Origin of the sequence: Protofrankia sp. CiP3 (genome assembly GCF_917627345.1) — a bacterium.
Lineage (GTDB): Bacteria > Actinomycetota > Actinomycetes > Frankiales > Frankiaceae > Protofrankia.
Window position 1 is genome coordinate 4,308 of sequence record NZ_CAKJTM010000061.1, and the last position, 6,825, is coordinate 11,132.

The 6,825-nt window shown below is 68.1% G+C and carries 8 protein-coding genes; 4 read left to right on the forward strand and 4 right to left on the reverse strand.

Annotation, left to right across the window (positions count from 1 at the left end; all coding sequences use genetic code 11):
• Positions 1 to 362: 362 nt before the first annotated feature.
• From MJ797_RS18345 to MJ797_RS18355, 3 genes are read right to left on the reverse strand one after another with little or no spacing between them, the layout of a single operon-like run.
• Positions 363 to 851, reverse strand: a complete 489-nt coding sequence (locus tag MJ797_RS18345; protein WP_239336709.1) for a gamma-glutamylcyclotransferase family protein — start codon at positions 849 to 851, stop codon at positions 363 to 365.
• Positions 736 to 1,932, reverse strand: a complete 1,197-nt coding sequence (locus MJ797_RS18350) for a hypothetical protein (protein WP_239336712.1) — start codon at positions 1,930 to 1,932, stop codon at positions 736 to 738. The genes MJ797_RS18345 and MJ797_RS18350 overlap by 116 nt, the downstream gene beginning before the upstream one ends.
• Positions 1,919 to 2,905 carry a helix-turn-helix transcriptional regulator gene (locus MJ797_RS18355; protein WP_239336715.1) on the reverse strand — a complete coding sequence of 329 codons (987 nt, stop codon included), beginning with the start codon at positions 2,903 to 2,905 and terminating at the stop codon, positions 1,919 to 1,921. The genes MJ797_RS18350 and MJ797_RS18355 overlap by 14 nt, the downstream gene beginning before the upstream one ends.
• A gap of 393 nt (positions 2,906 to 3,298) precedes the next feature.
• On the opposite strand from MJ797_RS18355, the gene MJ797_RS18360 reads away from it, so the two are divergent.
• Positions 3,299 to 3,721 (forward strand): hypothetical protein, encoded by a 423-nt coding sequence (locus MJ797_RS18360; RefSeq protein ID WP_239336718.1) that lies wholly within the window; start codon positions 3,299 to 3,301, stop codon positions 3,719 to 3,721.
• A 56-nt stretch (positions 3,722 to 3,777) separates the two neighbouring features.
• On the opposite strand, the gene MJ797_RS18365 is transcribed toward MJ797_RS18360, so the two are convergent.
• Positions 3,778 to 4,200, reverse strand: coding sequence for a helix-turn-helix transcriptional regulator (locus tag MJ797_RS18365; protein ID WP_239336720.1), 423 nt, complete (start codon positions 4,198 to 4,200; stop codon positions 3,778 to 3,780).
• Positions 4,201 to 4,418: 218 nt separating this feature from the next.
• On the opposite strand from MJ797_RS18365, the gene MJ797_RS18370 reads away from it, so the two are divergent.
• From MJ797_RS18370 to MJ797_RS18380, 3 genes are all read left to right on the forward strand, one after another.
• Positions 4,419 to 4,829: a plasmid replication, integration and excision activator gene (locus MJ797_RS18370; protein ID WP_239336722.1), complete on the forward strand. Its 411-nt coding sequence runs from the start codon at positions 4,419 to 4,421 to the stop codon at positions 4,827 to 4,829.
• On the forward strand, positions 4,826 to 5,116 hold the full coding sequence (locus MJ797_RS18375) for a hypothetical protein (protein ID WP_239336723.1): 291 nt from the start codon (positions 4,826 to 4,828) through the stop codon (positions 5,114 to 5,116). Before MJ797_RS18370 ends, MJ797_RS18375 begins: the two co-directional genes overlap by 4 nt.
• Before the next feature lie 138 nt (positions 5,117 to 5,254).
• The gene (locus tag MJ797_RS18380; protein WP_374582529.1) at positions 5,255 to 6,766 is read left to right on the forward strand and encodes an FtsK/SpoIIIE domain-containing protein; all 1,512 of its coding nucleotides are present in this window, start codon (positions 5,255 to 5,257) and stop codon (positions 6,764 to 6,766) included.
• Positions 6,767 to 6,825 lie beyond the last annotated feature (59 nt).

Genomic DNA, 6,825 nt, shown 5'->3' on the forward strand with positions numbered 1-6,825 from the left:
GGGAGGAGGCCCTGGCCGCTGAACAAGAACGAGACGCAATCCTCAGGGACATCAACAGACGGGACTACGAGCCGAGGGGAGACGCCCACACGGTAAACGCGCGTATGTCGATGACGTGGCGCCAACCTACTCCGTAATCGGAGACGCCGACGCTGACGAGTCGTAGAGCCTCGTCATGCCTCCGTTGGGAGCGGCAGCGATCGACCGGTTACCTTGTTCCCTGGATGGATCTGCGCGGCGTGGGGTGGCGACGCGCCCGGTGAGCACGGCCGGCAGGCCGCGCGCAGCCGGTTGCGGGGCGCGACCCGGCGCCGCGCTCTTGATCCTAAAACGAGGAATTCGGCAGTCTGCGGGGTATGTGGCTATGTGCTCGACTTGTGGTGGTGGCGCCATGCGGTGCAGCGGTCCACGTAGGCGGGTAGGTGGGTGCGGGCGAACTCGTCGGGGCTCCATGGTTCGGCGGGGAGGAAGTCGGTGGGGTTGGTGCAGGCGTAGGTCCATGCGTGGCGGCCGTGGTCCAGGGGGATGCGGGTCAGGGTGTAGATGTCGGCTTCGAAGGCGTCGAGGGTTTCCCGCTCCGCCTGGGTGAGGTCGTTGAACAGGTGCCCGGTGGCGGTGGTGGTCGGGTCGGGGATAAGACCAGGGTAGATCCGTTCCGGCAGAGCGATGACGCGCCATCCGGTGACCGTGACTGGGACGCGGTGGGGGTCGCGGTCGATAAGAACGTGGAGGACGTCAGGGAAGAGGAGGCTTCCGTAGACGAACAGGGGCGCCGGGTCCGCCGATGCGGGGGCCAGCCGGCCAGAGCTGGGTGAGTTGGTGTGGGGTGAGGGGCTGGGCGTAGGTGGCACGGAAGACCTTCCCCACGGTGGCGGTGTCGGCGGTGTCGGCGAGGGAAACGAACCAGTCGATGCCGGCGGGGTAGGCCCACAGGTAGCTCCGTAGCTGGGGGTCGTTACCGCGGTCGGTGAGGATGTCGGCGATGGTGGCCGTGGTCCAGAACGGGACGCGGGTGCGGGCGTGTTCGGCGCACTCGGTGGCAGGCCTACCGGTGTTGATGGCTTGGTGCAGCTCGGCGCGGACGAGTTGTAGGTAGTGGTCGAGGCGGACCCGGGCCGTGACGGCGGTGTCGTTGGGGACGATGAACAACGGCATGGCCTGGGCGATGCCTTCCAACAGCACTTGATACGGCGCGTGGACCGCCAGCAGACGGGGCCACGGCACGTCGGTCCGGCGGGCGGTGGCGGTGTAGCTGGCGCTTTGCAGGGCATGGCCGAGAATTTCGTGGAGGGCGAACTGGCGGATGCGTACCGTGGTGAAGGCGGCGTTGCGGAGGTTGAGCCGAAGCCGTGCGTGCTGGCCGGTGCCGTCGAGCCAGTAGGCCCAGTAGGCGTCAACGTCCGCAGTTGTGATCTCCAGGGTGTACGGGGCGTCGGTGTCGGCAAGGGCGCGGACGGCGGGCTCTGCCTCGGTGGCGGCGGCCCGGATCATCTCGGGTGCGTCAGTGATGTCGACCGGGCCTTCGGTCTCGCGGAGCTGGCGGTCGGTGGTGGCGTCCCACGACACGCCAAGATCGGCCAGGGCTGCACGGGCGCGGTCACCGATGGCGGTCACGTACTCGTCGGGCCATCCGGCCGCGGGGCATCCCTGGGTGGCGGTCAGGTAGTCGTCGAACGGGGGGCGTTCACCGAGGAGCGCGCCGAGATAGACCAGATGCGCGCGGAGCTGTTCGGCGCACACCTGGTCGCCTTCATCGTCGGCCTGTGCGGACAACGCGGAAAGCGCGTTGTGGACGTCCACACGGCTGGGGGCGGCCGTCACCGGGTCCGATGTGGGCGCGCAGTCGAAATCGATGATCGGGGCTGCCTGGCGTGCGGTCTCGTGGGCGTCCCAGGCTCGGAGTGTCTGTTCGATGTCGTCACGGAGTCGCATGGGTGGTGTCCCATCGCAGCGTCACGAACTGGTTTGGCCGGAGGTTCCGCCGGGTCAGCTCGATGACGACGCCGGTTTCGTCGCGGGAGAAGGACAGGCCGTCGGTCGCGGAGATCTCCGAGCCGTCCGGCCGGTCCTCGGTCGCCGTGCACCGGGTTAATGCTGTGACGCCTTGGTGGCGAAGCCGGATCGTGAGAGTGCCGGTCGGGCGGACGATCGACTGTCGCCAGTAGTGGTCGTAGACGAACCGTCCGCCGGTGCTCCGGTAGCCGACGATCGCGGTCTCTCCCGGTTGGATCGCGGGGAAGACCTGGCAGGCGAACCGGGCGTTGAGCGTGGTGTCGTGGATGCGCTGGACGATGATGTTCCGGTTGGGGGAGGGCAGGGCTTCGAGCTGTAACGGGCCGGTGGTGGTCTCGAACCACAGTTCCCGGTTCAACCGGGTGAACGGTGTGGCTGTGGCGTTGTAGAGCTCGTGCCGGTAGGTCAGGGTTGCCCATCCGTCTTCGGCAACGTCGATGTCGATGGTCAGGCTGCGGTCCTCGACGTCACCGACTGTCTCACCGGCCGGTGGGGTCATGCTGGCCGTGCTCGTCGTGCCGGCGGCGGGTTGGGCGGGGACAGCCAGGCTGGTGGGTGATGCCGCCGATACCGGGTCCGAGACGGTTGCGGGCTGCGTGTTCTCCCACGGGCGTGGGGCGAGGCGGAAGTAGGTGCCGGGGATGCGTAAGGCGTCGGCGATGCGCTGGACGAGGTCCAGCGAGGTGATCCGGGTCTCGCCGCTCATGACCCGGCTGACCCGGCTTTGTGTCAGCCCCGGTACCGGGGAGGACACGCGGTCCTGGCTGGCGCCGTCGTACTTGCGCATCAGACGAAAGATCGTCTGAAAGTCCAGGATCTCGCAGGCGGCGCGGAACTCGTCCCGGGCAAGAAGTTCGGGCGAGACGATGTAGGGAGGAGCGGGCTGGGCCATCCGCCACATCTCCTCGGTACGGGCCGACTGCCAGGTCAGCAGGTGGTCAAGGTCGTTATGCAGAGATTAGTGCCACTATGCCATCGTGGTATGGGTCGTTCGCCGCTGGTGGGATGGTGTGGCGCTCGGCTGGCTCTCGTCAGCTGCTCGGCAGGCGGTGACCGGTCCGGATTCCATGCACACCGTACATTGCCATCGTGACGTTTCGTGATGCGTCAGGTGCGGGTGAGGCTGCTGTGCAGGTCACCCCGCCCCGTGTTCGCGTAGAGCCGGGCTCCGCGGGGCGGGGTGGCATCCCGGACGCGAGCGGACGAGACGAGAGGGACGGCACATGCCATTGCGCATACCGAGACAGACCAGGATGGATCATCGAGGCGGGCCTGGGGGCTCGCGATGAGCTGGATAAGCGGCTCCTGCCAGACGCCCGAGCAACCCGGGGTAGGCCTGCTGCCGTGGGGCGCGAACGCCTGGGCGCTGGCCGTCCCCGCCGACTCCTCGGCCCAGGCGCTGGCTGCTGCGGCGGCGGAGATGCCGGCGGGCCTGCGGTTTACCGAAGTCCATGGAGATGTTGACGTCATGCTCGTCTATGAAGCGTCGGGTGTGCGGCTGGACCGGCGGCAGGTGCCCGGGGTATTCCTGCGGGCCATGCTCGAACTGGACCCGGCGTTGGTCGGGGAGGGCAACGGGCGGCGATGGATGACCGAGGGGGAACGGGCCGCATATGCGGCGGGGAAAGCCGATGTCGCTGATGCGCTGCGGCGGCAGCTGATTGGTCAGCTGCCTGCCCGCGCCGGGAGCCATTCTCTGCCAGGCTGATATCTCGGAACGTTCCACGGGCCGGACCTCGCCGCGAGGTCCGGCCCTTTGTCGTCTCAGGACGGTGGCCGGCTGCTCGACCGGGTGACGGCCTGTTCGATGGCGGCGAGTCTGGTCATGGCCTCGGTCATGCGTTCGTCCAGGCGAGCCAGGATGGCGAGGATCTCCTGACCGGGGGGTTCGTGTGTCTTGTCGTCTCCGGTTGGTGTGCTGGATATCAGGATGTGTATCAGGTGGTCGTCGGGCCAGCCCAACGCGCGGGCGATCGCGGTCAAGGTCTTGTTCTGCACGCGGCGGCCGGCGCCGTGTTGAAGTTCGCGCAGGGTCGACACGGACACCCCTGACGCGCGGGCAAGGTCTTGTTGTCCGATGCGGCGGCGGGCCATCCGGTCGTTGAGTGCTACGGCGACGGCTGTCCAGTCCTCGCCGTCCGCTGGACCTCTCGTCCGGTATATCGGCGGGGTTTTCCGGTCAGCCATGCGTGCATATTAGCGGCCTGTGCGGGAGCGCTACCGGTATAGCCGCGCGTCATATCACCATGGCATGAAACGATGCGGCACGCATGATGGCCATGCTACCGGTATATACAACGCCGGGCTGGCGGTTGATGCGCGCTTGGTGAGCGGTGGATTGTGTTTCTCGTCAGCCGGAACGCACCGATGGTTCCGGGGTCAACAAGACGAGTGGAGGTGGCGTGATGGCGGTTCCCGGGCGTATTCCGGTGCGTTTTGAGGACGTGTTCCCGCACGGCGCGTTCGTGCTGGGTGTGGAGCCTGCGAACGACTACGACAAGGTGAAGGCGAAGGCGCCGGATGTGCAGGCGCGGGACAAGGACACCGGCGAGCGGGTGTGGGCGGTGCGGGTCCTCGACGCGGACCCGGCGGCACGGAAGTCCGAACTGAAGGTGAAGATTCTCGGCGAGGTGGCGCCGGTGCTCCCGGACCCGATGCCGGGCACGCCGTTCCGGCCGGCGCTGTTTGAGGGGCTGCTCGTGGTGCCCTATGTGGACGCCAACGGGCGGGTGGCGTTCTCTCTGCGGGCGGCGGCGATGCGTCCGGTTGGTTCGGTGGCCTCGGCGCGGCGTCCCGGTCCGGCGGTGGCGGCGTGAGTGGGCTCGACGCGGACGGGCTGCGCTCCTCGACCCAGCTGGGGCTGAGCGTGGGCGCGGACTGGTTGGTTCGCTGCCACATCTGCCCGGACAAGCCGCCGGTCCTCACGGTCCATGTGGGTCAGACGCGGCTTTCTGTCTCGCCGGCTGGTGGCGCGGTGACCGCCGACCAGGTTGAGTTCGCGTATGCGCTGCTGGGCGCGGTGAACGATTACCTCGTCGAATGCGAACGGTTCCGGTTCGCCGCTCAGGACGCGGCTGAATTGCCACGGGATCTCGCCGCGTAGTAGTTGTCGCGTGGTTTTGTTTCCGGCAGGTGGCCCGGAATCGTCGGCTCTGACAGGCGGTTCCGGGCCTGCCTCCGCGGCTTTCCTTGTTTCTTCCTGATCCTGGTTTCGTGTGCTCTGAAACAGGTGGTATGTGTCATGTCCAGAATTAACGGTGACCGGGGAATACCCCGGATTCCGTCCCGGGCCGACACGGTCCGTGTCCCGCTGTGGATGCTGCTTGTCGGACTGGCCGGCAAGATATGCGCCCACGTGCTGGTCTTTCTCGTGCGGCATCCGGTGCCGGTCGGTCTGCTTCTCGCCGTGCTCGTGGTGCGCCAGCGGTTCGGCCTGGCCGGGCTGGGGCTGGGCGTTGCCGGCCTGGTCCTGGTGGCGGTGCTGTGGCGGCTGGCCCATCGTCGGTCGTTTGGCTGGCTGGTCCGGTGGGTGTGGGGGCGGTGGCGGCTGCTGGTCGTGTATCGGTGGCGGTGGCGGCCGGTGATGGTGCATACCGGTCTGGCGATTCGGATGCCGACGTCGAACGCCGAGCGGGTCTCCTTCGCGGAGACGTTCCCGCGGATTCGTCAGGTCCGCTGCGATCGGTGGGCGGACCGGTTGCGGGTGGAGCTGCTCTACGGGCAGACCCCGGAGCAGTGGGCGGAGCAGGCCGAAGCCCTGCGCCATGCCTTCCGTGCCCGCGCCTGCCGGGTGCGTCCGGATCGGAAGGTGGGGTTCGTCTGGGTGGAGTTCACCCGCCGGGACTCCCTCGCCGGCCCTGTCCCGCCGGTCGATCTGGACGGTCCGGATGCGGATGGAGATGGCGGGGATGATGACGGCTCGCCGGTGGATCTGTCGGGGCTGCCGGTGGGCCGCCGTGAGGACGGCGACCTGTGGCGGCTCCCGGTCCGCGGCGCGCATGTGCTGGTGGCGGGGGCGACCGGGTCGGGGAAGGGCTCGGTCATCTGGTCGACGATCCGCGGCCTTGGCCCGGCGGTCCGCGCCGGTCTGGTCGAACTCTGGGTGTGTGATCCGAAAGGGGGGATGGAACTCGCGTTCGGGCAGGGGATGTTCACCCGGTTCGCGACCGACACCGACAGTATCGCTGTCCTGCTCGACAATGCCGTGTCGGTCATGCGGAAACGCGCGGCCCGGCTGCGCGGGGTGGCCCGGTTGCACACCCCGACTGTCGGTGAACCGTTGATCGTAGTCATCGTTGATGAGCTTGCTTCGCTGACGGCGTATGTGACCGACCGGGAGCTGAAAAAGCAGCTCGCGGCATCCCTGCCGCTGCTGCTGTCCCAGGGCCGGGCACCCGGGGTGGTCGTGGTCGGGGCGGTGCAGGACCCGCGTAAAGAGGTGCTGCCGTTTCGGGATCTGTTCCCGGTCCGGGTGGCGCTACGGATGACCGACGCCGACCAGGTCGACCTCGTCCTCGGGGATGGTGCCCGGGAGCGTGGGGCGGTTGCCGACGCCATCCCGGACGACATGCCGGGGGTCGGTTATGTGCTGGCTGACGGGCAGGCCGACCCGGTCCGGGTGCGGGCCTGCTGGGTTGACGATGCGGAGATTGCCTGGATGGCGCAACGGTTCGCCCCGCCGGCCGGTGAGGTCTTCACCCTCGACGATCTCGCACAGGGGTGGACCCCGGATGTTGACGGCTGGGCCGCGTGACGGTGGGTCCGGACCGGTATGCCTCGGTGGTCATGTTGCCGGTCTGTGGCTGGTGCCGG